The sequence below is a fragment of the Citricoccus zhacaiensis genome, from assembly GCF_014645315.1.
Classification (GTDB): domain Bacteria; phylum Actinomycetota; class Actinomycetes; order Actinomycetales; family Micrococcaceae; genus Citricoccus; species Citricoccus zhacaiensis.
This window is the reverse complement of record NZ_BMLQ01000006.1, coordinates 234468-259262: the sequence shown is the minus strand read 5'-3', so window position 1 is coordinate 259262 and position 24795 is coordinate 234468. Positions and strand designations below refer to the sequence as shown.

At 69.6% G+C, this 24795-nt stretch carries 26 protein-coding genes and 1 tRNA gene; 20 read left to right on the top strand and 7 right to left on the bottom strand.

Features of this window, described 5'->3' with window-relative positions; translation table 11 throughout:
• The first annotated feature begins 24 nt into the window (after positions 1–24).
• The 8 genes from IEX49_RS11780 (at position 25) to IEX49_RS11745 (ending at position 7337) form a co-directional block, all read left to right on the top strand.
• Positions 25–930 carry a segregation and condensation protein A gene (locus IEX49_RS11780; RefSeq protein ID WP_229672616.1) on the top strand — a complete coding sequence of 302 codons (906 nt, stop codon included), beginning with the start codon at positions 25–27 and terminating at the stop codon, positions 928–930.
• Positions 927–1502, top strand: a complete 576-nt coding sequence (gene scpB / locus IEX49_RS11775; protein ID WP_188806331.1) for an SMC-Scp complex subunit ScpB — start codon at positions 927–929, stop codon at positions 1500–1502. The genes IEX49_RS11780 and scpB overlap by 4 nt, the downstream gene beginning before the upstream one ends.
• Positions 1486–2565: a pseudouridine synthase gene (locus IEX49_RS11770; protein ID WP_425549750.1), complete on the top strand. Its 1080-nt coding sequence runs from the start codon at positions 1486–1488 to the stop codon at positions 2563–2565. The genes scpB and IEX49_RS11770 overlap by 17 nt, the downstream gene beginning before the upstream one ends.
• Positions 2565–3746, top strand: a complete 1182-nt coding sequence (locus tag IEX49_RS11765) for a prephenate dehydrogenase (RefSeq protein ID WP_188806329.1) — start codon at positions 2565–2567, stop codon at positions 3744–3746. Before IEX49_RS11770 ends, IEX49_RS11765 begins: the two co-directional genes overlap by 1 nt.
• Positions 3747–4490, top strand: coding sequence for a (d)CMP kinase (gene cmk, locus IEX49_RS11760; RefSeq protein ID WP_188806328.1), 744 nt, complete (start codon positions 3747–3749; stop codon positions 4488–4490).
• Positions 4487–6052 carry a ribosome biogenesis GTPase Der gene (gene der / locus IEX49_RS11755; protein ID WP_188806327.1) on the top strand — a complete coding sequence of 522 codons (1566 nt, stop codon included), beginning with the start codon at positions 4487–4489 and terminating at the stop codon, positions 6050–6052. The genes cmk and der overlap by 4 nt, the downstream gene beginning before the upstream one ends.
• Before the next feature lie 60 nt (positions 6053–6112).
• On the top strand, positions 6113–7141 hold the full coding sequence (locus tag IEX49_RS11750) for an NADP-dependent oxidoreductase (protein ID WP_188806326.1): 1029 nt from the start codon (positions 6113–6115) through the stop codon (positions 7139–7141).
• Positions 7142–7260: 119 nt separating this feature from the next.
• A tRNA-Pro gene (locus IEX49_RS11745) sits at positions 7261–7337 on the top strand.
• Positions 7338–7347: 10 nt separating this feature from the next.
• Here IEX49_RS11745 and IEX49_RS11740 read toward each other — a convergent pair.
• Positions 7348–7968: a helix-turn-helix domain-containing protein gene (locus IEX49_RS11740; protein WP_188806325.1), complete on the bottom strand. Its 621-nt coding sequence runs from the start codon at positions 7966–7968 to the stop codon at positions 7348–7350.
• 115 nt (positions 7969–8083) lie between these two features.
• On the opposite strand from IEX49_RS11740, the gene IEX49_RS11735 reads away from it, so the two are divergent.
• Positions 8084–8818, top strand: a complete 735-nt coding sequence (locus tag IEX49_RS11735; RefSeq protein ID WP_188806324.1) for a class I SAM-dependent methyltransferase — start codon at positions 8084–8086, stop codon at positions 8816–8818.
• Between the two features lie 105 nt (positions 8819–8923).
• Positions 8924–10282 carry an MFS transporter gene (locus IEX49_RS11730; RefSeq protein ID WP_188806323.1) on the top strand — a complete coding sequence of 453 codons (1359 nt, stop codon included), beginning with the start codon at positions 8924–8926 and terminating at the stop codon, positions 10280–10282.
• Here IEX49_RS11730 and IEX49_RS11725 read toward each other — a convergent pair.
• Positions 10267–10812 carry a DUF488 domain-containing protein gene (locus IEX49_RS11725; RefSeq protein ID WP_188806322.1) on the bottom strand — a complete coding sequence of 182 codons (546 nt, stop codon included), beginning with the start codon at positions 10810–10812 and terminating at the stop codon, positions 10267–10269. The genes IEX49_RS11730 and IEX49_RS11725 overlap by 16 nt on opposite strands.
• A 4-nt stretch (positions 10813–10816) precedes the next feature.
• Positions 10817–11041, bottom strand: coding sequence for a hypervirulence associated TUDOR domain-containing protein (locus IEX49_RS11720; protein WP_188806321.1), 225 nt, complete (start codon positions 11039–11041; stop codon positions 10817–10819).
• A 204-nt stretch (positions 11042–11245) separates the two neighbouring features.
• Between IEX49_RS11720 and IEX49_RS11715 the strand changes: the two genes are divergently transcribed.
• On the top strand, positions 11246–12730 hold the full coding sequence (locus tag IEX49_RS11715; protein WP_373286730.1) for a peptide MFS transporter: 1485 nt from the start codon (positions 11246–11248) through the stop codon (positions 12728–12730).
• A gap of 60 nt (positions 12731–12790) precedes the next feature.
• On the opposite strand, the gene IEX49_RS11710 is transcribed toward IEX49_RS11715, so the two are convergent.
• Positions 12791–13594 carry a GAP family protein gene (locus IEX49_RS11710; RefSeq protein WP_188806320.1) on the bottom strand — a complete coding sequence of 268 codons (804 nt, stop codon included), beginning with the start codon at positions 13592–13594 and terminating at the stop codon, positions 12791–12793.
• Positions 13595–13706: 112 nt separating this feature from the next.
• On the opposite strand from IEX49_RS11710, the gene IEX49_RS11705 reads away from it, so the two are divergent.
• Together IEX49_RS11705 and IEX49_RS11700 are read left to right on the top strand one after the other, a co-directional pair.
• The gene (locus IEX49_RS11705; RefSeq protein WP_188806319.1) at positions 13707–14933 is read left to right on the top strand and encodes a sensor histidine kinase; all 1227 of its coding nucleotides are present in this window, start codon (positions 13707–13709) and stop codon (positions 14931–14933) included.
• A complete protein-coding gene (locus IEX49_RS11700; RefSeq protein ID WP_188806318.1) occupies positions 14930–15598 on the top strand; it encodes a response regulator in 669 nt (222 codons plus the stop codon). The genes IEX49_RS11705 and IEX49_RS11700 overlap by 4 nt, the downstream gene beginning before the upstream one ends.
• 40 nt (positions 15599–15638) lie before the next feature.
• On the opposite strand, the gene IEX49_RS11695 is transcribed toward IEX49_RS11700, so the two are convergent.
• A complete protein-coding gene (locus IEX49_RS11695; RefSeq protein ID WP_229672590.1) occupies positions 15639–16775 on the bottom strand; it encodes a baeRF11 domain-containing protein in 1137 nt (378 codons plus the stop codon).
• Between the two features lie 126 nt (positions 16776–16901).
• Here IEX49_RS11695 and IEX49_RS11690 point away from each other — a divergent pair, with 126 nt between their 5' ends.
• Positions 16902–17411: a mycothiol transferase gene (locus IEX49_RS11690; protein WP_188806317.1), complete on the top strand. Its 510-nt coding sequence runs from the start codon at positions 16902–16904 to the stop codon at positions 17409–17411.
• A gap of 33 nt (positions 17412–17444) precedes the next feature.
• On the opposite strand, the gene IEX49_RS11685 is transcribed toward IEX49_RS11690, so the two are convergent.
• Entirely contained in the window at positions 17445–19433 is a 1989-nt protein-coding gene (locus tag IEX49_RS11685) for an FAD-dependent monooxygenase (RefSeq protein ID WP_188806316.1), read from the bottom strand.
• Positions 19434–19572: 139 nt separating this feature from the next.
• On the opposite strand from IEX49_RS11685, the gene IEX49_RS11680 reads away from it, so the two are divergent.
• The 6 genes from IEX49_RS11680 to IEX49_RS11655 all read left to right on the top strand — a co-directional run bounded on the left by IEX49_RS11680 (position 19573) and on the right by IEX49_RS11655 (position 23759).
• Positions 19573–20490 carry a MarR family winged helix-turn-helix transcriptional regulator gene (locus IEX49_RS11680; RefSeq protein WP_188806315.1) on the top strand — a complete coding sequence of 306 codons (918 nt, stop codon included), beginning with the start codon at positions 19573–19575 and terminating at the stop codon, positions 20488–20490.
• A gap of 62 nt (positions 20491–20552) precedes the next feature.
• A complete protein-coding gene (gcvH, locus tag IEX49_RS11675; RefSeq protein ID WP_188806314.1) occupies positions 20553–20939 on the top strand; it encodes a glycine cleavage system protein GcvH in 387 nt (128 codons plus the stop codon).
• A gap of 67 nt (positions 20940–21006) precedes the next feature.
• Positions 21007–21468: an FHA domain-containing protein gene (locus tag IEX49_RS11670; protein ID WP_373286728.1), complete on the top strand. Its 462-nt coding sequence runs from the start codon at positions 21007–21009 to the stop codon at positions 21466–21468.
• A 142-nt stretch (positions 21469–21610) separates the two neighbouring features.
• The gene (gene ftsR / locus IEX49_RS11665; protein ID WP_188806383.1) at positions 21611–22297 is read left to right on the top strand and encodes a transcriptional regulator FtsR; all 687 of its coding nucleotides are present in this window, start codon (positions 21611–21613) and stop codon (positions 22295–22297) included.
• Between the two features lie 10 nt (positions 22298–22307).
• Positions 22308–22871 (top strand): bifunctional nuclease family protein, encoded by a 564-nt coding sequence (locus IEX49_RS11660; protein ID WP_188806313.1) that lies wholly within the window; start codon positions 22308–22310, stop codon positions 22869–22871.
• A 285-nt stretch (positions 22872–23156) separates the two neighbouring features.
• Positions 23157–23759, top strand: a complete 603-nt coding sequence (locus IEX49_RS11655) for a MerR family transcriptional regulator (RefSeq protein WP_188806312.1) — start codon at positions 23157–23159, stop codon at positions 23757–23759.
• 141 nt (positions 23760–23900) lie between these two features.
• On the opposite strand, the gene IEX49_RS11650 is transcribed toward IEX49_RS11655, so the two are convergent.
• On the bottom strand, positions 23901–24746 hold the full coding sequence (locus tag IEX49_RS11650; protein WP_188806311.1) for a ParA family protein: 846 nt from the start codon (positions 24744–24746) through the stop codon (positions 23901–23903).
• Positions 24747–24795: the final 49 nt, after the last annotated feature.

Sequence of the window (24795 nt, the reverse complement as noted above, 5' to 3'; positions counted from 1 at the left end):
GCCGCCCCGGACGTCGCCAGGGATCTGGCCGGCGGCCTGTCCGAGAACCTGGATGGTGAGGACGGTGTCCCTTCCGGGTTCTCCGTCACCCTGACCAACTTCGCCGGACCCTTCGACCTGTTGCTCTCCCTCATCGCCCGCCGCCAGTTGGACATCACCGAGGTGGCGCTGGCCGAGGTGACAGACGAGTTCATCGCCTACGTCGGGACCCTCCGGCATGACGCCGGCACCGGACCGGACCCCGAACTGGGTCCCGGCGGGACCATGGGGCAGCGAGGCCGGCCGGACCTGGCCGCCCTGGACGCCTCCAGCGCCTTCCTGGTGGTCGCGGCCACCCTGCTTGACCTGAAGACGGCCCGGCTGCTGCCGGCCGGCACCACGGACGCGGAGGAGGACGTGGCCCTGCTCGAGGCCCGCGATCTGCTGTTCGCCCGGCTGCTGCAGTACAAGGCCTTCCGCGACATCTCCACGCTCCTGGGCGAGAAGATGCGGGCCGAGGCCCGCCGCTTCCCGCGACAGACCACGCTGGACCCGCGCTTCGCGTCCCTGTTGCCGGAGCTGGTGTGGACGTTGAGCCCCGAACAGTTCGGTGCGCTGGCCGAGGACGTCCTCGCCCGGACCCCGAAGCCGGCGGAGCAGGTGAGCCTGGAGCACCTGCATGCCCCGCCCGTCTCGGTCCGGGAACAGGCCGGCCTGCTGGCCGCCCGGTTGCGTGAGGCCGGCCGGCTCGCCTTCCGGGAGTTGGTGTCCGACGCCGGCTCCACCCTCGTGATCGTCGCCCGCTTCCTCGCGCTGTTGGAGATGTTCCGGGACCGCGCCGTCACCTTCGATCAGGAGGTCCCGCTCGGCGAGCTGCTGGTCCGCTGGGACCCGGATGCCCCCGATGAGAGGCCGGACGACGGTCCGGAAGGCGACGAGGAGTGGTCATGAGCGAGCCCGAGGACGTGCGCGGACAACTTGAGGCCGTGCTGATGGTCGTGGACGAGCCCGTGACCGTGGCCCAACTGGCCGAGGCGACCGGTGCAGACGCCCGGCAGGTGGCCGATGTGCTCGCAGCCCTCGCCAGCGACTATGATGGACTGTCTGGCTCCCCACGGCGCGGCTTCGAGCTACGCGAACTTGCCGGCGGCTGGCGAATCTACTCCCGCCCGGCCCATGCAGAGGTGGTGGAGCGGTTCATCGTCGAAGGCCAGACGGCACGGTTGACCCAGGCCGCCCTGGAGACACTGGCCGTGGTCGCCTACCTGCAGCCGGTCACGCGAACCCGCGTGGCGGGAATCCGCGGCGTGAACTCCGATTCGGTCATGAGAACCCTCGTCAGCAGGGGGCTCGTGGCGGAAGCCGGCAGCGACCCGCACTCCGGGGCGGTGCTGTACGAGACCACGGGCTACCTGCTGGAGACACTGGGGGTGGGCAGCCTTCAGGAGCTGCCCAAGCTCTCGGACCACCTGCCCGGCCTGTCGGAACTGGCCGGCATGGACCAGACTGAACTCAACACCTGACCGCCCTCTGGCGAGACGGCACACCAATCCAACGCAACGCAACGAACAGGACAGTGCACTGATGAATGACCGCAAGCCGGGAGGCTCCGGAAAGAAGAACTACAGCTACCGCGGCAAGCCGCAGCAGGGCAAGCCAGGCAAGCCGGGCAAGGGCCAGTCCTCCCCGGGGCAGCCGCGCAAGTCCTGGGGCACCCCGGGCCCCGGGCAGAGGGGCGGACCGTTCCGCGAGGACTCCCAGAAGGGGTACGACCGCAACCTCGGAGCGGCCCGGAAGCCGGCCCGCCCCAACCGCGCCCAGCGGGACCAGAACTTCTCGTCCGTCCACACCCCCGAAGGCGTGCGACTGCAGAAGGTCATGGCCTCCGCCGGGGTGGCCTCCCGCCGCGTCTGTGAGGACCTCATCGCCGAGGGGCGCGTGGAGGTGGACGGCAAGGTCGTCACCGAGACCGGTGTCCGCGTGGATCCGGACACGGCCGTCATCCACGTGGACGGCATCCGCCTGCAGCTGGACACCACCCTGCGCTACTTCGCATTCAACAAGCCCCGCGGCGTCGTCTCCACCATGGACGACCCCGATGGCCGGCCCTGCATCTCCGATTACCTCAAGAAGGGCAAGTACGACTCGACGCGCCTCTTCCACGTCGGCCGCCTGGACACCGAGACCGAGGGCCTGTTGTTGCTGACCAATGACGGAGAACTGGCCAACCGGTTGACCCACCCGAGCTTCGAGATCCCCAAGACGTATCTCGTCCAGGTCCACGGCCCGATGGCCAAGGGCGTCGGCGCGCAGCTCAAGGAGGGCATGCAGCTCGAGGACGGCTTCGCGCAGGTGGACTCGTTCAAGCTGGTGGACTCGACCCCGGGCCACGTGCTGGTGGAGGTCGTCATGCACTCCGGCAAGAACCGGATCGTGCGCCGCATGTTCAAGGAGGTCGGGTACCCGGTCGAGCGCCTCGTCCGGGTGAAGTTCGGGCCGATCGGCCTCGGCGACCAGAAGCAGGGCACCATCCGTCAGATGGGCCGCCAGGAACAGGGCCACCTCATGGCCGCTGTGAACCTGTGATGGCCCCACGGGGTATCCCCGAACCGGTGCTGATCCGCGGAACCGGGCTGCTGGGCACCTCCATCGGCCTCGGTCTGCGGTCGGCCGGTGCGGACGTCTACCTCTCCGACCCCTCCCCGTCGGCCCAGGCGGTCGCCGTGGACATCGGTGCCGGCCAGGCCTTTCCGGGGGACCTCACGGCATCCTCGGCGGCTTCCGCTGCTGTGGAGGCCGGCAGCGCCGACGGCACTACCACCGGTGCCGAGACAGCTCCCGTGCCGGGTGTCGTCGTGGTGGCCGCGCCGCCGGATGTCGCCGGGCGCGTCGTCATCGATTCGCTCGTACGGTTCCCGGGCGCCGTCGTGCTGGACATCGCCTCTGTCAAGGGGGCGATCCGGCGTGAGGTGGACGCCGCCGTCGTGGGCGGGCATCTGACACCGGCGCAGGCCGCACGGTACGTGGGCACCCACCCCATGGCCGGGCGCGAACGATCCGGTCCGGTGGCCGCCCGCGGTGCCCTGTTCACCGCCGCCCCGTGGGTGGTCTGCGCGAAGGGGGACACCTCGGCGGAGGCCGTGTCCGTCGCGGAGGAGATCGCCCGAGTGCTCGGGGCCACCGTGCACCGGATGTCCGCGGAGGACCATGATGCCTCGGTGGCCCTGATCTCCCACCTGCCGCAGATCGCCGCCTCCCTCGTGTCATCGCGGCTGCAGGAGACTCCGGCCCAGTCCCTGGCCCTGTCCGGCAACGGTCTGCGGGACACCACCCGCATAGCGGCCTCCGACCCCCAACTGTGGGTGCAGATCCTGGCGGCCAACGCCCCGGACATCCTGGAGATCCTCTACGGGGTGCGCGAGGACCTGGACCGGCTGATCGCCACCATGGAGGAGCCCACGGCCCCCGGGGCCCGGCTGGACATCGCCCAGCTGATCGCCGAGGGCAATGCCGGCCATGCCCGGATCCCGGGCAAGCACGGCGCCCCGCCGCAGGCCTTCGCCGTGGTCACCGTGATCGTGGACGACACCCCGGGGCAGATCTCCGCCGTCCTGCAGGATGTGGGGAAGGCTGGCGTCAACGTGGAGGACCTACGCATGGACCACTCCGCCGGCCACGAGGTCGGGATGCTGGAGATCTCCGTGCTGCCCGGCCGCAAACAGGATCTGACGGACGCGCTGACAGCGCAGGGATGGAAGGTGGTCTGAATGACCGAGACGACAACCCCGACCGGGCTCCAGCCCCCGAGCCAGCGCCTCGTCGTGGCCGTGGACGGGCCCTCCGGCTCCGGCAAGTCCTCGGTCTCCCGGGCCATCGCCCGCCGGCTCGGTGCCGCCTACCTGGACACCGGTGCCATGTACCGGGCGGTCGCGTGGCACTGCCGCCATCAGGGCGTCCTCGATGACCCTGACGCGGTCGTCGCCGCGGTCCAGGACATGGACCTGGTCCTGTCCGTGGATCCGGACCACGAGCGCGTGGTAGTGGGCACCGACGACATCACCGAGGCCATCCGTGAACCCGGCATCTCCGCCGTCGTGTCCGTGGTGGCCACCAACCGTGCCGTACGTGAGCTGCTCGTGGCCCGCCAGCGCGCAGAGATCGACGCGCACCGCAAGATCGTGGCCGAGGGGCGGGACATCACCACCGTGGTGGCTCCCGACGCCGACGCGCGGATCCTGCTCACCGCGTCCGCCGAGGCACGAACGGCCCGGCGTGCCGCCCAGCTGGGAGGCGCTGTGGAGGCGAAGGACCTGGCAGAACAGGTGTCCGGCCGGGACGCCAAGGACTCCACGGTGGTGGACTTCATGACCCCGTCCGACGGGGTGGGCCTGGTGGACTCCACCGAACTCGATGTCGAGGCGACCATCGAGGCCATGCTGGCCGAGATCACCCGCCAACAGTCCAACCGGACGACCAAGCAGACGACCAACCCGGAAGGGGACCGCGCATGAGCACCGAGAACAGTGCGTCACGCGACGCCGGAGCATTGACGCCGGACGACGACGGCACCGAGTACCAGCCGACCGGCAATGACCAGATCGAGGAGAAGCTGGCCGCCCTCTCCGACGAGGAGGCCCAGCAGCGGGCCGAGGCCCTCCGGGCCGGACTCGAGGACTACGACCTCGACGAGGAGGACGCTGCCCTGCTGCGTGGCTGGGAGGACGGTGACCCCGAGCCCGAGGAGGCACCGGCACCCCCGGTGCTCGCCGTCGTCGGGCGCCCCAACGTGGGCAAGTCCACCCTCGTCAACCGCATCATCGGCCGCCGGGAGGCCGTGGTGGAGGACGTGCCGGGCGTGACCCGCGACCGCGTCAGCTACGAGTCCGAATGGGGCGGCAAGACCTTCACGGTGGTGGACACCGGCGGTTGGGAGCACGACGCCAAGGGCATCCACCAGCGCGTGGCCGAGCAGGCCGAACGCGCGGTGGACGTGGCCGACGCCGTCCTGTTCGTGGTGGACTCCACGGTGGGCGCCACCTCCACCGACGAGGCCGTCGTCAAGCTGTTGCGCCGCAAGGGCCGCCCCGTGCTGCTCGTGGCCAACAAGGTGGACGACATCTCCCAGGAGGCCGACGCGGCCTCCCTGTGGGGCCTGGGGCTGGGCCAACCGTTCCCGGTCTCCGCCGTGCACGGCCGGGGGACCGGTGACCTGCTGGACGCGGCCATGGAGGCCCTGCCCGAGGTGACCGCCTACGGTGGGCTCATCCCGCGCGGCGGCCCCCGTCGTGTGGCGCTGCTGGGCCGTCCGAACGTGGGCAAGTCCTCACTGTTGAACCAGCTCGCCGGCTCTGACCGCGTGGTGGTGGACGAGACGGCCGGGACCACGCGCGACCCGGTGGACGAGCTCGTCGAGCTGGGCGGCCGCATGTGGCGCTTCGTGGACACCGCCGGCATCCGCCGCCGGCAGCACATGGCCCACGGCTCCGACTACTACGCCTCGCTGCGGACCCAGTCGGCCCTCGACAAGGCCGAGGTGGCCGTGGTGCTGCTGGAGGCCTCGGAGGTGCTCTCCGAGCAGGACGTGCGCATCCTGCAGCTCGTGCTGGACTCCGGCCGGGCCGTAGTCCTGGCGTTCAACAAGTGGGACCTCATGGACGAGGACCGCCGCACCTACCTGGAACGGGAGATCGACCGGGACCTGGCCCACGTGGCCTGGGCTCCGCGCGTCAACCTCTCGGCCAAGACCGGCTGGCACAAGGACCGCCTCGTGCCCGCCCTGGACACGGCGCTGGACTCGTGGGACACCCGTATCCCGACGGGCAAGCTCAACGCCTTCCTCGGGGAGCTCGTGGCAGCCCACCCGCACCCCGTGCGTGGCGGCAAGCAGCCCCGCATCCTGTTCGCGACGCAGCCCTCCACCCAGCCGCCGCGGATCGTGCTGTTCACCACCGGATTCCTGGAGCCCGGCTACCGCCGCTTCATCATCCGGCGCCTGCGTGAGACCTTCGGCTTCGAGGGAAGCCCGATCGAACTGGGCATGCGGGTGCGTGAGAAGCGCTCACGCAAGCGGTGACCGCGCTGAGACACGGGGCGTAGGGTCGGTCCAGGAGACGACCGACCTGAAGGAGTGTGCATGTCCCCGTTCACCAGTTCCGAGATCCGCCTGACCTCCCGCCCCGAGGGGATGCCGAGGCCCGAGGACTTCACCGTCGACCAGGTTGCCCACGGCGAGCTGGGACCCGGCCAGGTGCGGGTGTCCAACGAGTTCATCTCGGTTGATCCCTACATGCGTGGCCGGATGCGTGCCGGCCGCAGCTACGTGAAGCCCTACGGCCTGGGGGAGACGATCACCGGTGGTGCCGTCGGCCGGGTGGTGCAGTCCGCTGCGGACGACCTGCCCGAGGGCACCGCGGTGTTGCACCAGCACGGATGGACCGATGCGGTCCAGGATGATGCCTCCACCTTCCAGGCCGTGCCGGAGCTCGAGGGTCTGCCCCTCTCGCTGTACCTGGGCCTGCTCGGCATGCCGGGACTGACCGCCTACGTGGGGCTGACGAGGGTCGCCGAGTTGCGACCGGGGGACAGCCTGTTCGTCTCCGGGGCCGCGGGAGCGGTGGGCACCGCCGTCGGCCAGATCGCCCGGCAACTGGGCGCCGCCCGCCTGATCGGGTCCGCCGGGTCCGGTGAGAAGGTCGGGTTGCTGAAGGACAAGTACGGCTTTGACGTGGCGCTGAACTACCGGGACGCGCCGATCCGCGAGCAGCTGGTGGACGCGTTGGGACACGAGGGCGTGGACGTGTTCTACGACAACGTGGGCGGCGACCACCTGGAGGCCGCCCTGGAGGTCATGAACGACTTCGGCCGGCTGGCCCTGTGCGGGGCGATCTCCGGTTACAACGACACCGAACGCCCTGCCGGACCGGACAACATGGGCAACATGGTCACCCGCCGCCTGCGGATGCAGGGGTTCATCGTGGCCGAGGTGGCCTCCGAGCGTCCGGGGGTCACCGAGGAGTTCCGGGAGCGCATGACCGGGTGGCTGTCGGCCGGAGACATCACCCACGAGGAGACTGTCACGGAGGGTTTCGAGCACACCGTGGACGCGTTCCGGGACATGATGCACGGGGGCAACACCGGCAAGATGGTGGTGAAGGTCGGCTGATCCGTGCTGCGGACGCTGCCGACGGTCTCGCCGCTGCCGCCACCGCCCCAATGGTCCTTGGGCACCTCAACGTTGGTGTACAGTTGACTGGTGGATTGATCCGGTGAGGATCGGTTCCACGGGCTATGGCGCAGCTTGGTAGCGCGCTTCACTGGGGGTGAAGAGGTCGTGGGTTCAAATCCCGCTAGCCCGACCATTGTGATCTCTCAGGAGATCGGCGACAGCCCGGACCCATGATTGGGTCCGGGCTTTTCGTTGACCCGGAGGTGGGCACGCTCGCCCTGCCGGCCGACCAGGCAGAGGTACTCGACCGGTCCGTCGCTGGTGGCCCCGAACCAGTGCGGGGTGCGGGTGTCGAATTCGGCAGCCTCGCCGGCCTTGAGGCGGAGGTCCTGGTCCCCGAGGACCAGGCGCAGGGTCCCGTTGAGGACGTACACCCAGTCATGCCCCTCGTGGGTCCGTGGATCGGGGACGAGATCATCGCTGCCGGTGGGGCGGACGAACTTGTAGGCCTGGACGCCTCCCGGTCTGCGGCTCAGGGGGATGATCACGGACCCGTCGGGGCAGGACATCGGCCGTAGGTCGAGCCGGGGATCCGCGGTGCGCGGAGCATCCACGAGGGAGTCGATGGTGACGCCGTAGTAGCGGGCCAGGGGCAGCAGCTGTTCCAGGGTCGGCCGACGCAGTCCGGCCTCCAGCCGGGAAAGGGTGCTGGCCGAGATCCGGGTCTCGGCCGCCAATTGGGTGAGCGTGACATCGCGGCGTAGCCGCAGTTGCTTGAGGCGTGGCCCCACGGCGTCCAGCGTCTGTTCGGGTGTTTCGTTCATCCCTTCAGTTTGCCATTTGGCACAAGGGTTTGCATCTCGGGAAATTGAGGACGAGTCTGGAGGGGACACTGCAACGACGTAAGTATGTAGGCACCCGCGCACGAAGGACAGAGGCATGCACACAGAGGACGATCCGAGAGAGCAGCACCGTTTCGACCGGGAATACTGGGAGCGGCATTGGATGCCCGACGCCGAGACGGGGGAGGATGCCCGCCCGCCGGTGCCGGTGAGCCCCTATCTCGAGGCCGAGATCGGCCACCTGCGGCCGGCCACCGCGTTGGACGCAGGATGCGGGACCGGGACCGAGGCGCTCTGGCTCGCCCACCGAGGTTGGCAGGTGACCGGCGCCGACATCTCCGCGACGGCCTTGACGGCCGCGTCTGCCCGGGCCGAGACCGAGGGCATGGCTGATCGCGTGTCCTGGACGGAAGCGGACCTGACCCGATGGGAACCGGGCCGAATGTGGGACCTGGTGATGACTCACTACGCACACCCCGACTCCGGGCAGCTGGCGTTCTATGAGCGCATCGCCTCCTGGGTGGCGCCTGGCGGCACCTTGCTGATCGTGGGGCACCTGCACGCGCCGCACGCCGGACACCACGCGCACGACGAGCACGGGGTGGACAGCGGCCACGGTGATCACGGCGAGCAACGTGAGCATGGCGGCCATGCTGGACAGGCCGGATCCGGACATCCTGAAGGGTCCACGGCCACCTTGGCCGGGATCACCGGACTGTTCTCGGTGCCGGGCTGGACCGTGGAACGCGGTTACGAGGCCACCCGCACCGTGGAGACGGGGGAACGCTCCGTCACCCTGCAGGACGTGGTCGTCCGCGCCATTCGGACCTGATCCACGGTCGCGGGGGTCGGTGCCAGTGCCGGTGCCCGCGAACGCGCCACGGCCGCCGTCGTCCGAGCCTACCGCCGGGGCCCGGGCCGGGCCTACGCTCTACGCGTGGATCAGCTCACGCGCCCCGCCCAAGAACGCTGGCGCACCTTTGCCCAGATCCTCGCGAACACGGCAGTGGCCAACCTGACCACCAGTTACCTGTGGTTCGGACTGACCTTCTGGATCTACCTCGAGACCCGCAATGTCATCGCCACCGGCGTGACCGGCGGGGTCTACATGCTGCTGCTCGCCGGATCCTCCATCAGCTTCGGCACGCTGGTGGACCGCTACCGCAAACTCGACCTGATGCGCCTGGCGGCCCTGTTCACCCTGGCGATGTTCCTGGGTGCGGGAGCCGTGTTCCTCCTGGCTCCGGCGGACGAGATCGCCCGGCTGGACGGGCCCTGGTTCTGGGTCTTCGCCCTGCTGGTGCTCATCGGGGCCGTGGTGGAGAACCTGCGCAACGTCGCGCTGTCCACCACGGTCACCATCCTGATCGAGGATGAACGCCGTGCGAACGCCAACGGCTTGGTCGGCATGGTGCAGGGCATCGCCTTCATGGTCACCTCCGTGCTCTCCGGACTGTCCATCGGGATGCTCGGTATGGGGCCGACCGTGGTCATCGCGCTGGTGCTGACGGCGGCCGCGTACCTGCACCTGCTGACGGTGAGCCTTCCGGAGGAGACGGTCCCCGTACTCTCCGATGCCCATGGCGGGTTCGACCTGGCCGGGTCCTGGCGGGCGGTGATGGCGGTGTCCGGCCTCTTCGCGCTGATCCTGTTCAGTACCTTCAACAACTTCATCGGCGGCGTCTACATGGCCCTGATGGACCCCTACGGCCTCGAACTGTTCAGCGTGGAGGCGTGGGGTCTGGTCTTCGCACTGGCCTCCACCGGATTCATCATCGGTGGTGCCGTGATCGGAAAGGTCGGCCTGGGTCGCAACCCGCTGCGCACCATGCTGGTGGTGGTCATGGTGATGGGCCTGATCGGGGCCACCTTCACCCTGCGCGAATGGGGGTGGTTGTACGTCGTGGGCATCTGGCTGTACATGTGCCTGATCCCGGCGGTGGAGGCGGCCGAACAGACCGTCATCCAACGCGTGGTCCCGCTCGAGCGGCAGGGCCGGGTGTTCGGCTTCGCCCTGGCCTTCGAGGCGTCCGCCGCCCCGGTCACGGCACTGGTGGTCGCGCCGCTCGCCGAGGTGTGGATCATCCCCTTTGCCCGCAGCGAGGCCGGTGCCGCCGCCCTGGCACCACTGCTCGGGGAAGGCACCGCCCGCGGTATCGCGCTGGTCTTCCTCCTGGCCGGGCTCATCATGGTGGTGGCCGCCGCCCTGGCGTTCCTCACGCCCGTCTACCGGCGTGTCTCGGTCGAATACGCGCTGGCGGCGTCTGGAGAGGGCGCCGATCACCGGGCCGGATAGGTGACGTTCCCCTCCCCGGGGCCGACGACGGCGCCGGCCGTCATCTGGGCCGGCGTCACCTTCTCCGGTCCCATCAGGTGCAGGACCTGTTCCCCGCGGGCGAGCAGATGGTCCGCGATCAACCGGCGGTGACACCGCCACCACACGGCCTCCGAACACATCACGGTGACCGTCTGCGCGGCACCCCATTCGCGGAGCGTGTCCAGGCCGTCCCGGAAGCCGTCGGTCAGCGCGTGGTCGGCATAGTTGTGGAAGCTGCGGTTCTGCCAGAAGGCATTCACCTCGAAGGGGGTCTCGTGGGACACCGTCCGCCGCCCCGCGAGGGCCTCCAGCTTCCGGTAGCCGATGCCCGCTGCTGACAGCGAGGCCTCCAGGGCATCGTCGTTGAACTGCGGGTTCCGCCGGGACCCCGTCAGCTTGCGCACGTCCACCACGAGGCCGACTCCGGCCGCCTCCAGGATGTCCAGGAACTCCTCCAGGGGACGGTTGGAGTGACCGACCGTGTAGAACGGCGTGGCTTCCGTGCCCAACGGCTCAACCGCTCTTCTTTGCCAGCTTCGTCAGCGCCCCGCCCTTGTGGGCGGCCACATGGTCGGTCTTGTCGCTACGGATCTCGTACTGGGGATCATCCTTCGAGGCCCGGCGGGTGTGGCCCTTGTACTGGAAGTCCGCGGTATGCACCTTGGTGATCGTCCCGGAGACCCGCCCGGCCTCGGAGTTCCAGCTCACGTGGTCGCCCACGGAGAAGTTCTGCGTCATCATGGTCCTTTCGCATCGACAGCATGACTGGCGGCCCGGTCGAGAAGCCCCGCCCTGCGCGCCTTCAGGATGACCCCACCGTACGCCCGGAATGGCCCGGGCGTGCCGGGATTTGCAATGGCGGGCAAACAGGAGCACGGTATACGGGTGAAAAAACCCTCCTCAAACGAGCCCCATGACCTGGGTGGAACCGGCGACCCCGGCCTGACACATGTCACCGAGACCCGGACCGCCGAGCCGGACGCAGTGGACCGCAACCCCTCGGGACGGACGTTCCTGGGCCAGCCTGGCGCCCTGGCCAATCTGTTCAGCGTCGAGATGTGGGAGAGGTTCTCCTTCTACGGCATGCAGGGCATCCTGCTGATCTACATGTACTTCCAGACCACCGAGGGTGGTCTGGGGATCGACGAGGGCGTCGCCACGGGCATCGTGGGCGCCTACGGCGGCATGGTCTACGTCTTCTGCATCCTCGGCGGCTGGGTGGCGGACCGGTTGATCGGCTCCGAACGCGCCATGTTCTACAGCGCGCTGCTCATCATGGCCGGCCACATCGCCCTCGCCCTCGTGCCGGGCATCCCCGGGCTCGTGCTCGGACTGCTCCTGGTGGCGGTGGGCTCCGGCGGACTCAAGGCCAACGTGGCCAACCTCGTGGGACACCTCTACACTCGCGAGGACCCGCGCCGGGACGCCGGCTTCTCCATCTTCTACATGGGCGTCAACATCGGCGGGCTCTTCGGGCCGCTGGTGACCGGCTGGGTCCAGCAGAGCTGGGGCTTCCACCTCGGTTTCGGGCTCGCCGCGCTCGGAATGGGCATCGGCCTCCTGCAGTACTCGATCCGCCGGAAGGACCTCCCCGAGGACGTGCACGCCGTTCCGGATCCGCTGCCGCGCAGCCAGTACCCCAAGTGGATCGCCATCGCAGCGGCCGCCCTGGTGATCGTGGGCGTCCTGCTCGGGACCGGTGTCGTCCACGCCGGCAACCTGGCCGACGTCGTGGTGATCCTCGCGGCCGCGGCCGCGGTCGCCATCTTCGCCTACCTCCTGGCGTCCTCGAAGGTGACCGGGGTGGAGCGGTCCCGCGTCATCGCGTTCATTCCGCTGTTCATCGGTTCGGCTGCCTTCTTCGCGCTGTTCCAGCAGCAGTTCACCGTGATCACCCTGTACTCCGACACCCGGCTCGACCGCGAGATCCTCGGCTGGGAGATGCCCATCCCGTGGGTGCAGTCCATCAACCCGATCTTCATCATCCTCTTCGCCCCGGTGTTCGCGTGGCTCTGGACCCGGCTGGGCCAGCGGCAGCCGAACACCCCGGTGAAGTTCGCCCTGGGCATCGCCCTGATGGGCTCTGCGTTCCTGCTGTTCCTGCCGATGGTGAGCACCGCGGCCGTCCCGGTGCTGTGGATCGCGCTGATCCTCTTCGCCGCGACCATGGGTGAGCTGCTGGTCTCCCCGGTGGGGCTGTCCCTGTCCACCAAGCTCGCCCCGCTGAACTTCCCGGTGATGATGGTGGCCCTGTACAACCTGTCCGTCGCGCTGGGCACCGCGCTGGCCGGCTCGCTGGCCGGGTTCTACAGTGCCGACAACGAGGGCACCTACTTCGGTGTCCTCGGGGCCGTGACCATCGGTATCGGCGTCCTCATGCTGTTGGTCTCCAAGCCGATCCACAAGGCCATGAAGGGCGTCGACTGACACTGGCCCACGCGCTGGAGGGCCGGACGGCCCTCCAGCGCTGACCGCCGACCGCGGGCCTCACCAGCCGTGCGCCCTCACGGCAGCGGACAGCCCAGCCGGCAGTCCACCGGGCACCGAATCGGACACCGCATCGGGCGAGAGTACGGCCGGTGCGGTGTTCAGCACCAGCACCACGCCGACGGCGCCCACCACCCAGGCGGCCGTGCTCGCCCCATGCCGGGCGAACCAGGCGTCCAGCCGCGCCAGCGGGCGCTCGACCAGCCGCCCGGCTCCGCACCGCGCCGCGAGCAGCACCAACGCGGGCAGGACCATCACGAGGCAGTAGCCCGCCAGCCACAGCGGCGACGCCGGCCAGCCCGGTCCCTGGGCCGCGATCAGCCCGATGGCGGCCAGATACGGCAGCATGGAGGCCACCTCCACCAGTCCCGCCCCGAGGGCGAGACCCACCAGGGAGCCCAACCCGCCCGGCTCCTGTCCGGTGGCCCGCCGACGCCACGCCGCCAGGCGCCCGTTGCCGGACCGGGCCCGCTCCTTGGCGGCGGGGGAGTCCAGGCGGAAACTCCAGAGGAACAGCCCCACGCCCAGGATCATCCCGAACGCCATGGCGAGCCGGGATTCCATCAGTTCTCCCAGGTTCTCCACGATCCACCCGGCACCCAACAGCACGGCGAGCCCGACCACGAAGTAGAACAGGGTGATCGTCCCCAGGTAGAGCAGCATCCGGCCCACCCGGACCCTGCCCGGAGCCATCAGGAGCCACACGGGGATGGCCAGGGTGCCGAAACTGGTGCTGTCCACCAGGGCGAGGACGGCAAGGATGGCGAACAGCGGTCCGCCGGAGAGTGCGTCAGGGAAGTCCATGGCGTCCAGCCTTCCGGCACCGTCCCGGATTGTCGTCCGCCAAAGGACTGACCGGGGAGGTACCCCTTTCGGATGACTCGCCGACCATTCGGCGATGTCTAGCATGGAGACCGTGAACCGATCCCGACTGGCCACCTTCTCGCCCTTGTTGTATCTGGCGGTCGGAATAGCTCTGCTGGCGTCCGGCGAGACCTGGGAGATCACCCCACCCCTGGTCCCTACGGCCGCCGGTTCCGCCGGGTGGCACGTGGTGCCACTGCTGGTGGTCTGTGCGGCGATCGTCGTCCAGCGCCGGTATACCGTGGCCGGTTTCGCCCTGGCGGCCGTGGCCACGCTGGCCGACGCGTCGCTGGGACTGCACCTGGGTGTCTTCTTGGCCTGGACCGACACTGCCTATGCCGTGGCCCGTCGCGCCGAACGACGCCAGCGGCAGATGACCATCGGGCTGACTGGTCTGGCCGTCATCGTGCTGTGGGCCGTGCTGGCCACCCTCCCCGGCGGTGATCAGTATGCCCTGCCCGTGGCGTTGACCCTGACCGCCGGCGTCGCCATCCCGTTCTGGTGGGGTGCCGAAGTGCGCAACGGCGACGAGCGGGCGGCCCGCGCCAGTGCCGCCACCCTCTGGGAACGCGAACGGTCCGAGACCGCACGGCGCGAGGCGGAACGGGAACGGGCCGAGGCGGTCCGCCGCGAACGCACCGCCATGGCCCGTGAACTCCACGACACCGTGTCGGCGCACCTGTCCGGCATCGCCCTGCACTCGGCGGCAGCCCTGTCCGGTGCACCGGATGCCGAGTTGGACCGTCGAGCCCTGCAGCACACCCGGAGTGCATCGCTGGCGGCCCTGGACGAGATGCGCACCATGATCGGACTGCTGCACCAACCCGGCGAACCACTGGACCTCCAGGTGCGGGACGGGTTGGACGCCCTCCCCGGATTGCTCCAACGCACCGAGGCCGCCGGGGTGGAGGTGTCCGCCGAGCTGCAGCCGGTCGAGGTCGGCCCCGCCGCGGGCCAAGCGCTGCTGCGGTTCGCCCAGGAGGGCCTGGCCAATGCCGCCAAACATGGGACCGGCACCGTCCGATTGCGCCTGTCCGGCCTCCCCACGGTGGTCCGCCTGGACATCGAGAACCCGACGCCGGTCCCTCCCGTCGGGCCATCGGCCTCCGGCGAGGCCGGTCCCGGCATCGGGCTGTCCTCCATGCGTGAGCGGCTGCGGGCCGTGGGCGGCACGGTGCAGATCACGCGGGCCGACGGACGATGGCGAATCCGCGCCGAGGTGCCCGTGGAGCCGGCAGGGTCCTCCGACTCTCCGGGTTCCTCGGAGTCTGCGGCATGAGCATCAGGGTGGTGTTGGCCGATGACCACGGCACCGTGCGCTCCGGCCTGAAGGCCCTCCTCGAGCGGGCCGAGGGGATCGAGGTGGTGGGGGAGGCCTCCGATGGCGCGGCGGCAGTCGTCAACGCCCGGGCCCTGCGCCCGGACGTGGTGCTGATGGATGTCCGGATGCCGGTGGTGGACGGCGTGGCCGCCACCCGGGAGATCGTGTCCGAGGGCACCGCCGCCGTGCTGGTCCTGACGACCTTCGACGAGGACGAGGTGGTCCTGTCCGCGATCCGCGCCGGCGCGGCCGGATTCCTCCTGAAGACGGCTGAGGCCGGGGAACTGGTGTCCGCCGTGCGCCGGGTGGCCGCCGGAGACGGGGTGGTGGCCCCGGAGGTGACCCGGCGCGTGTTCCGGGAACTCTCCACCGCCAGTGCCCGGAACAGTCCGACCGGGGACGGCCAGGCCACGGCGCTGCTGGAAAGCCTCACGGTGCGGGAACGCGATGTCCTCGCCCAGCTGGGGGCGGGCGCCTCCAACAGTCAGCTGGCGCGCGAGCTGGGCATCTCCGAGGCCACGGCGAAGACCCACGTCTCCCGGGTGCTGGCCAAGCTTGGTGTCCAGTCACGCACCCAGGCTGCACTCGTGGCCCGTGACGCCGGCCTGATGGACAGTACCTGAGCGTCGCCACGCGCCGGGGGACCGCAGGGGCCTGGTGCCCTCAGGAGGCCGAACGGAACGTCGCGGCGATCCGGGCGCCGTCGGGAAGATCCGCCCCGCGGACCGCCTTGACCGTGCCGCCGGTGCGCAGGACGCGGGCCGCGACCTCGTCCGCCAGTCCATAGGTGTGGGCGCTCGGCTCGTCCGCGGGGGTGACGTTGCCGTATTCGTCGATCGTGCCCTCGCGTTCCGCGGTGAGATCGAACAGGAGGACGTCCACCTGGCCGGCCGTGGCGGCCTTGGCGATCTCGCGGAGCTTCGCACTGGCCCGGCCATGGGCGCGGAGGGTGCCGAACTGCTCCCTCCAGTCGGCGAGCTGGGCGGCGTAGTTGCGGTCCAGGACGTCGCGTCCCCGGCGGGCGAGGTCGTCCAGACCCAGGGAGGCAGGATTGGCCGTGATGCCCTCGTCGACCAGACGCCGGTAGGTGTTGATCTCCCGGTAGGCCGGTTCGAGGTCGGGGCTGGCCGCCAGCACCAGCGGGTGGTTCGAGCCGTTGATCTGACGCAGGACCGCCTCCTGCACGGTGGAGCAGTAGTCGCGGCGCTGGATCTTGGGCCGCAGGGCGCCGTCCGCCCGCTGGCGGTCCATCCGGCCCTCGTTGTCCGCCGTCTGCAACTCCAGGCCGAGGTCCCCGGGCAGTCCGGTCAGTTCCACCTCATGGCAGGAGGCGTCGGACTCCAGCACCAGCAGGCGGACCGAGCCCTTCGTCAGAGCGAGCACGAAACCACTGTGGGCGAAGGTGGTCGCCCGGATCAACGGCCCCGCGTCGAAACGGTCACCGACGCCAGAATGGGTGCGGAGGTTGTTCATGAGCCGGAATGCCCGCAACCCGAGCGGGGAGACGAAGACGGCGAGGGAGCGTGCCTGGGTGGACCAGAAGTCCCGGTCGTCCACGAGCTGGTCCACGGCCTCAGTGATCCGATTCAGATCCTCGGCAGGGACCTCAGCGGCAGTCAGCTGGGCGACGCCCTCACCCACGGCCGTGCGCAGGGACAACTGGGCTGCTTCGGGGTTCCTGCCGATCGGCGATCGACTCTCGCTCGAACCGGACGGGGCAACATACACGGTCACGCTCGCGGGATGGCGGTGCTGCGTGAGTTCGGCGAAGTCTTCAGCGGAGGGTATGTCGATACTCATGGGGACACGGTACCCACGAGGCCACGAAAGTACACCAGCTGGGCCGTCCCCCGATGTGCTGGTATGCGCAGACAGGGATGGTGGAGTCGGTGGAGATGACGTGGGCGCAGGGTGCACACTGGGGCCATGAACTCGATCGCCGTGTTGCAGGAACTCGCCCGCCGCCCCCTCGATGAGCTGGACCTGGTCTGGGACCGCATCGGCCCCGCCGACGTGAACGCCCACCCGGGCGGCCACCCCAACTCCATCGCCTGGCTGCTGTGGCACTCTGGCCGTGAGATCGACGCCCAGGTCGCCCACTTGGGCGGGCACGAGCAGTTGTGGACCGCGCAGGGCTGGGCCGATCGGTTCGGCCCGGACGTGCCGGCCGATAAGCACGGCTACGGCCAGTCGGCGGACACGGCACGCGCCGTCGTCGTCCAGGACAAGGAGGTGCTGCGCGGGTACCTGGCGGCCGTGACCGAACAGTCCCTGGACTACCTGGGGACCCTGTCAGAGACGGACCTCGACGAGGTGATCGACCGGCAGTGGGACCCGCCGGTCACTCGTGCGGTGCGGTTGGTCAGCGTCTATGCCGACGCCCTGCAGCACGTGGGCCAGGCGGCCTACGTGGTCGGGATGGACCCGGTGGACTGAGAATCCGCTCCACCGGGCCCCGCCCCTTGAGGCTCAGCCCTGATCGAGTCCCTGATTGACGCCCTGATCGATCATGAATGCGGCAAAGAAGTCCGCCAGCTCGGTATGGGCTCCCAGCGGGAGGACCTGTGCCACGTACTGGTCCGGGCGGACGACCACGAGGGCGCCCCGCTCACGGTCGACGCCACGCAGGTCGTAGATGTCCTGGGTGGCCTGGAGGCCGGGCACCGTGCCGAGCAGGTGACCATTGGTCCTCTCGGCAGAGAAGACCTTCTCGTAGTCGCGCAGGCCGAACCTGCCCTTGGCCGGGAGAAGGAACGGCGGCAGGGTGTTCAGGTCCACGGAACGGTGCTCCTGCTGGAGGATCGCTCGGACATCGAACACGGCGTCGTCCGGGGCGCCGGACGGGGTGAACCGACGGACCGGGGACTGCTCGGAGGTGTCCAGGAACTTCAGCAGCTCGCCGAGGGCCGAGTCCTCTGACCCGACTGCCGCGGCATCACCGAAGGCGTAGAGGCGCCAGCGGCCGTCCGCCTCGTGCACGTGTCCCAGCTGCTCCGGCTTCGCATCCGCCACTCGGACGACCGGAGCCGAGTGGAACCGGGTCCCGACCTCGAACCCGGGGGCCAGTCCCTGATACTCCGTCCCCCCCGTCAGGAGGGAGCGCTCGTACACCGTGGACAGTCCCGCGGTGAACTTCCCACCGGCCACGAAGTGCGCCTCGACGTCGTTCGCGGCGACGCCTCCGGACTCCGGGTCGTTCGGGTCGGAGACCTTGGACCCGATCATCCTGGACCAGCGCTTGTCGAAGTCGATGAGTTCCCGGGCGATCTTCTGACGCTCGCCGGAGTAGGTGGCCAGCAACGACTTCGCTGAGCGGCCCTGCAGCACGGCCGCCAGCTTCCAGCCCAGGTTGTAGGTGTCCTGCATGGACACGTTCATGCCCTGCCCCGCCTTGGCGGAGTGCGTGTGACAGGCGTCCCCGGCGATGAACACCCGCGGGTCCAGGACGCCGACGCTTTCTGCCGGCACGTCATCGAACCCGTCCGTCACCCGCTGGCCGACCTCGTACACGCTCCACCAGGCCACGTCCTTGGCGTCCAGCGTGTAGGGGTGCAGTGCCTTCTGGGCGGCAGCGAGGATGTCCTCGAAGGTGGTGCGCTCGCGGACGCTGCGGTCACCCTCGGGCAGGTCGCCGAGGTCGACGTAGTAGCGCACCAGGTTCCCGCCCTCGCGTGGGATCTGGAGCAGGGAGCCGGACGCAGACTGCATGACGGCCTTCTTGCGGACGTCCGGGAAGTCGGTGACCGGGAGGATGTCCATGACGCCCCAGGCGTGGTTCTGGGCGTCTCCATGCAGGGACCGTCCGATCGAGGTGCGGATGACCGAGCGGGCACCGTCGCATCCCACCACGTAGCGGGCCTGGACGGTGCGGGTGGTTCCGGTGCCCTTGCCGTCCTGGTCGGTCACCTCCAGGGTGACCGTCACCCGCGCCTCGGGATCCTCCGGGATGTCCACGCCGAGGGCCTTGAACCCGTAGTCGACCTCCAGCCGGGAGGCGGATTTCGACGCCTTGGCCAGGAGCATCTCCTGCATGCGGGCCTGGTTGACGATCACGTGCGGATACTCGCTGAGCCCGTCCGCGACGTCCTGGATCTGGCCGGTGCGGGTGATGCCCCCGCGATCGTGGGAGGACGGGGCCCAGAACGTGGTCTCATTGACCCAGTACGCCTCGTCCAACAGCGTGGTGGCCAGGCCGAAGGCATTGAACATCTCCACGGTGCGGCAGGAGACCCCATCGGCCTGGCCCACGGGCAGCGGCCCCTGGCGGCGCTCCACCACGCGGGTGGTGATCTCCGGGAACTCGGCCAGCTGCGCTGCCAGAACGGTGCCGGCCGGGCCGGTGCCCACGATCAGGACATCGACCTCCTCCGGCAGGGGCCCCTGCCCGGCGTCACGGCCGAGTGCCGCCGGCTCAATCGTGGGATCGCCGTAGCGGTAGCCGTCCAGGTGGTATTGCATGGGACTCCTTCTCCAACGTCAACTAAATCATCCGTGTACTGCACGATTCTGTGCCGAGCATAGCGCACGCTGGTGACGCGAACCACAGTAGAGTGGAGACAATTCTTCATCCGTGTACTGAACATCAAGGGAGATCCGCATGGATTCGAGGGCCCTCGTGGGGCATCAGCTGCGCCGGTGCCACCAGGTGCACAACGCGGTCTGGGCGGACGCCGTGGGTGGATTGCTGACATCGCCGCAGTACTCGGTGCTGTTCACCGTGGCCGCAGCCGAGTGGCCCCTGGACCAGCTCTCCGTGGGTCGGGCCGCAGGGCTGGACCGGACCACGGTGGCCGGAGTGATCCGCCGCCTGGAGGAGCAGGGGTGGTTGCGGCGGGAGCGTGACCCGGCCGATGCACGGCGGCAAGTCGTCACCCTGCCCGTACCCGCTGCGGTGGCCCTGGATGGATTGGCGCCGGCAGTCCGCACCGTGCAGGAGCGGCTGGTGGCGCCCCTGGCTGCAGCCGATCGTGTCTGGCTCGGGCGCCGGCTGGTCGACCTCTCCGGTCATCACGACGCGGCGGGGACAGCTGACGATTCCGACCGCCACGGGGTGCGCCAGGTGGGCCAGGTGGAGGAGGACCTCCGTCCCGGCCACCTGATCCGGCTGGCCCAGCAACGGCACACGCTGTTGTGGGCCGACGAGCTGGGCGGCATCATCACCGGTCCGCAGTTCGCCGTCCTGCTGGTCCTGGTCACGTCCGGTCCCACTGGTCAGGGCGCTCTGGCCGGACGGGCCGCGCTCGACCGGTCCAGTGCCTCCGACGTACTTCGCCGGCTCGAGGCCCGGGGCTGGACGGCGCGCCGCCCCGACCCGGACGACCGTCGCTCGCGCCTGGTCTCCCTGACCACGGTGGGCCGGGCGCTCGTCGACGAACTCTGGCCCGCCGTGAATCGGGTCCAGGAGCGGATCCTGGAACCGGTGCCCGTGGCCGAGCGGGACCGGGTCGTCGAGGTGCTGGCCGCCGTCGGGAATCCGCCTCCTGCAGCATTGGCACCCCGCCACGGAGGCCAGTAGTGTCGTCGGTGTACCGCGAGGCCTGCACGGGCCGGACCTCACACCTGTGATCTGGAGGAACCATGAGCAATATTCCCGATGGGCTTCGCTACAGCGCCGAACACGAATGGGTCTCCGGGCCAGACGCCGAGGGTGTCGTCCGCATCGGCATCACCGACTTCGCCCAGGATGCCCTCGGTGACGTCGTCTACGTCGACCTGCCCGAGGTGGGCGCGGAGATCACCGCGGACTCCACGGTCGGCGAGGTGGAGTCCACCAAGTCAGTCAGCGACCTCTTCGCGCCGGTCTCCGGCACCGTCACGGCCCGCAATGAGTCCCTGGACGCCGATCCGGCCAAGGTGAACTCCGATCCGTACGGGGACGGCTGGCTCCTGGAGATGACCGTCTCGGATCCCGCACAGGTTGAAGGCCTGCTCGATGCGGAGGGTTACCGCCAGCAGGTAGGCTAGTCAGGTCACGAAGCCACCACGACCATCGGGTTCGCCACGATAGGTCGGACACATCCTCGGAGGAGCCATGTCACAGGACGGGACCCAGCAACCGGACGGCCGGAACACGGGTACCGAACCGGAGGCGATGACCACCAGCATCGGCCTGCCCGATCTGGACTCGTCGCCTGACCGCTCGCTCGAGGCGGAGGACCGCGCGGCCATCAACGCCCTGCCCGTCGGCTCGGCTCTCCTGGTGGCCCATGCCGGGCCCAACCAGGGTGCGCGGTTCCTCCTGGACCAGGACTCGACGATGGCCGGCCGCCACCCGAACGCCGACATCTTCCTCGATGACGTCACCGTGTCGCGGAAGCATGCCGAGTTCCGTCGCTCCGGCGAGGGCTTCGTGATCGTGGACTCCGGCTCCTTGAACGGGACCTACGTGAACCACGACCGGGTGGATTCCGTGGCCCTGCGGTCCGGGATGGAAGTGCAGATCGGCAAGTTCCGGCTCACGTTCTACGCCGGCACCCAGCGCCCCGCCGTCTGAGTCAACCGGCCTGCGAGGGCCAGGACGCCCTGACGACGACCGCCACTTCGACCAACGACCGAGGACATCCGTGAGCGCAGCAGCTTCCCGCCGCCCCCTTTCCGCCGCATCCGCCGCCGCGACCGGAGGCAACCGCGCCGTCATGAACATCGGTGAGGTCCTGGCGGAGCTGAAGGGCGACTTCCCTCAGGTCAGCGCCTCGAAGATCCGCTTCCTCGAGGAGAAGGGGCTCATCACGCCCCGCCGCACCGCCGCGGGCTATCGCAAGTACACCGATGCCGACGTGGACCGGTTGCGCTTCATCCTCGCCCTGCAGCGAGACCAGTACCTGCCGCTGAAGGTCATCAAGGACTACCTCGATGCCGTGGACCGCGGTGAGCACCCCGAGTCCCTGCCCGGGGGGCTCACCCTGACCCCGCGTTCGGTGTCAGACCAGCTGGCCCAGGAGCTGGCCGGGCACACCCGCCCGCTCACCCGCGCCGAGTTGCAGGGGATCTCCGGAGCCACCACACAGCTGCTGGACTCCCTGGAGCAGTTCGGCATGGTGTCGCCGGATGAGAACGGACGCTATTCCGAGCACGCCCTCAAGGCGACGCGGTCCGCCGTCGTCCTGGCCGCCCACGGCCTGGAGCCGCGCCATCTGCGTCCCTTCCGGGCTGCGGCCGATCGCGAGCTCGGCCTCATCGAACGGGCCACGGCCTCTCTGGCGACCCGCAAGGACGCCGCCGCCAACGCCCGGATGGCCGATGCCGCGCGGGAGCTCAGCGAGGCCTGCCTGGGGCTGCACAGCGCCCTTGTGGCGGCAGCCGTGGCTGACCTGGACACGTGAGGGTACCCGCATGAACCTGCCGGATGTCGAGATGACGGTGCTGGGCGTGCGAGTTGAGCTGCCCGGGAACCAGCCCCTGGTCCTCCTCCAGGATCCCGGCACGGGCACCCTCGTTCCCATCTGGATCGGGGCACCGGAGGCCAGTGCCATCGCCCTGTGGCAACAGGGGCTCACCCCGCCCCGTCCCATGACGCACGACCTGCTGATCGAGGTCCTCGCGGCCACGGGTGCGGCTCTGGAGTCGGTACGGATCGGATCTGTCGAGGATGCCGTCTTCCATGCCGAGCTGATTCTGGACAATGGCGCGCGAGTGGACGCCCGCGCGTCGGACGCCATCGCCTGCGCACTGCGGGCCGAGGCGCCGGTGCTCTGTGCGGCCGAGGTGCTGGAGGCGGCCGGGCTGGACCCTGAACAGGCGGAGGATGTCGACGAGGACTCCGAAGACGGGGTCGATGAGGCCGTTACCGGAGTCACTGGCGCCGCGGAGCGTGATGCGGAACTCAACCGGTTCCGAGAGTTCCTGGACAACGTGGACCCGGAGGACTTCGCCGACGGCGGCTCCAGCCAGTCCTGATCGCCGGACCCACCCCGGATTCCGGCGGCCGGCGTGCGTGACCGGAAGTCCGGAAACCCGTGCCTGACCACGGGCGGCACGGCGACACGCGCGGGGACGAATGCACGAGGTCTTTGACCGTGGACCCGTCCGGGCATACCGTCATGTTCAGAGGTTCCACATTGCCTATCGGTCCAATCGCACCGATCGGCGGTTTGGTGCCGGGCCGATGCCCGGCATTGATCGCCGATCCGGACCGCCGGGCACTTCCTTCCCCAGTGTGGAACCATGACCAGGAGGGTTCCAGTGAGTCCGAAGGGCGAGGCCGGGCAGTCCCCGGATCCGCATCACGAGTCACCCCCGCGCACCCCTGCGCAGGGCATGCTGTTCACCGAAGACCTACCCGTCCTTGACGAGGGCGCCGGCTACCGCGGTCCGACCGCGTGCAAGGCCGCCGGCATCACCTACCGTCAGCTCGACTACTGGGCCCGCACCGGCCTGGTGGTCCCCACCGTCCGAGGCGCCAGCGGATCTGGCACCCAACGGCTCTATTCCTTCCGTGACATCCTCGTGCTGAAGGTCGTCAAGCGCCTGCTGGACACCGGGGTCTCCCTGCAGCAGATCCGCTCGGCCGTGGAACACCTGCGTGAACGCGGCGTGGACGACCTGGCACAGATCACCCTCATGAGCGACGGCGCCTCGGTCTACGAGTGCATGTCTGCCGATGAGGTCATCGACCTGGTCCAGGGCGGCCAGGGCGTGTTCGGCATTGCCGTGGGCCGCGTGTGGCGCGAGGTCGAGGGCTCGCTGGCCGAGCTTCCGTCCGAGCAACTCCACGCGGGCGCCCCCGAGGACTTCCCCGGTGACGAACTGTCCCAGCGGCGCACGCGCCGCAAGTCCGCCTCCTGAGCCTCACGACGGCGGCCCCGCACCTCTCCGAGAGAGGTGCGGGGCCGTCGTCGTGTCCGGTCCTGGTGGTCGTTCCGTGCCGGGCCGGAGAGGGCGCAGTCAAGGTTTGAGCGGTGGACCAGCGATGTATCAGCGCATACTTCAGTGCCGGCGCTGACTGCGGCGGCCCTGCGGCCGGTGCAACGCGGAGAGCAGCTCCTCGAAGAGCTCGGCCGACTGGGCCGCGGTCTCTCCGGGCCAGGCATGCACCGGCCAGGCGGCGCCCTGGATCTGCTGCCAATTGCCCTGTTCGGGGATGGCAACGGGGAGCAGGCGGTCGCCATACATGCGCTCCATCTCGCCCAGGCGGAACTGGTGCTCCGTGCTGGCCGGGCGCACCCGGTTGGCGACCACACCGGTGGAACGGACCCCCTGGGCGTACTCCTTCCGGAACAGATCGAGGGCCCGCAGGGTCCGCTCCGTGCCTGCCACGGAGAACAGGCTCGGCTCTGCCACCAGCAGTACATCCGTGGAGGCGGCCCAGGCCATGCGGGTGACGCCGTTCAGGGCGGGCGGGCAGTCGACCAGCACCAAGGCGTACTTGGTCACGGATTCCAGCAGGGTGCTCAGCCGCCGCAGTTCGCGCAGGCGGGTGGTGGGTCGCTCGAAGAGGGACGTGCGAGAGGAGCCGCGCACCACGTCGAGGACCTTCGTTCCTCCCGGGACGCCGGTCTCCGTGGCCCCCGGCGTGAGGTCGGGCCAACCGGAGGCGATGACGTGGTCGGCCAGGCTCACGCGCCGGGGGCGGTCCAGCAGGGTGCCGATGTCCTCACGGCCCTCGATGTCCTGGCCCTGCTTGACGCCCAGCCCGGTGGTGGCGTCAGCATGGGGGTCCATGTCCACCACCAGGGTGGGGATGCCCTGGGCCCGCGCCGCGGAGGCCAGTCCGAGGGTGACCGAGGTCTTGCCGACCCCGCCCTTGAGGCTGGAAATGGAGATGATCTGCACGGCGTGGGAATCCTGACTGTGGTGGGGCACGGTAGGCGAAGTGGGGCCA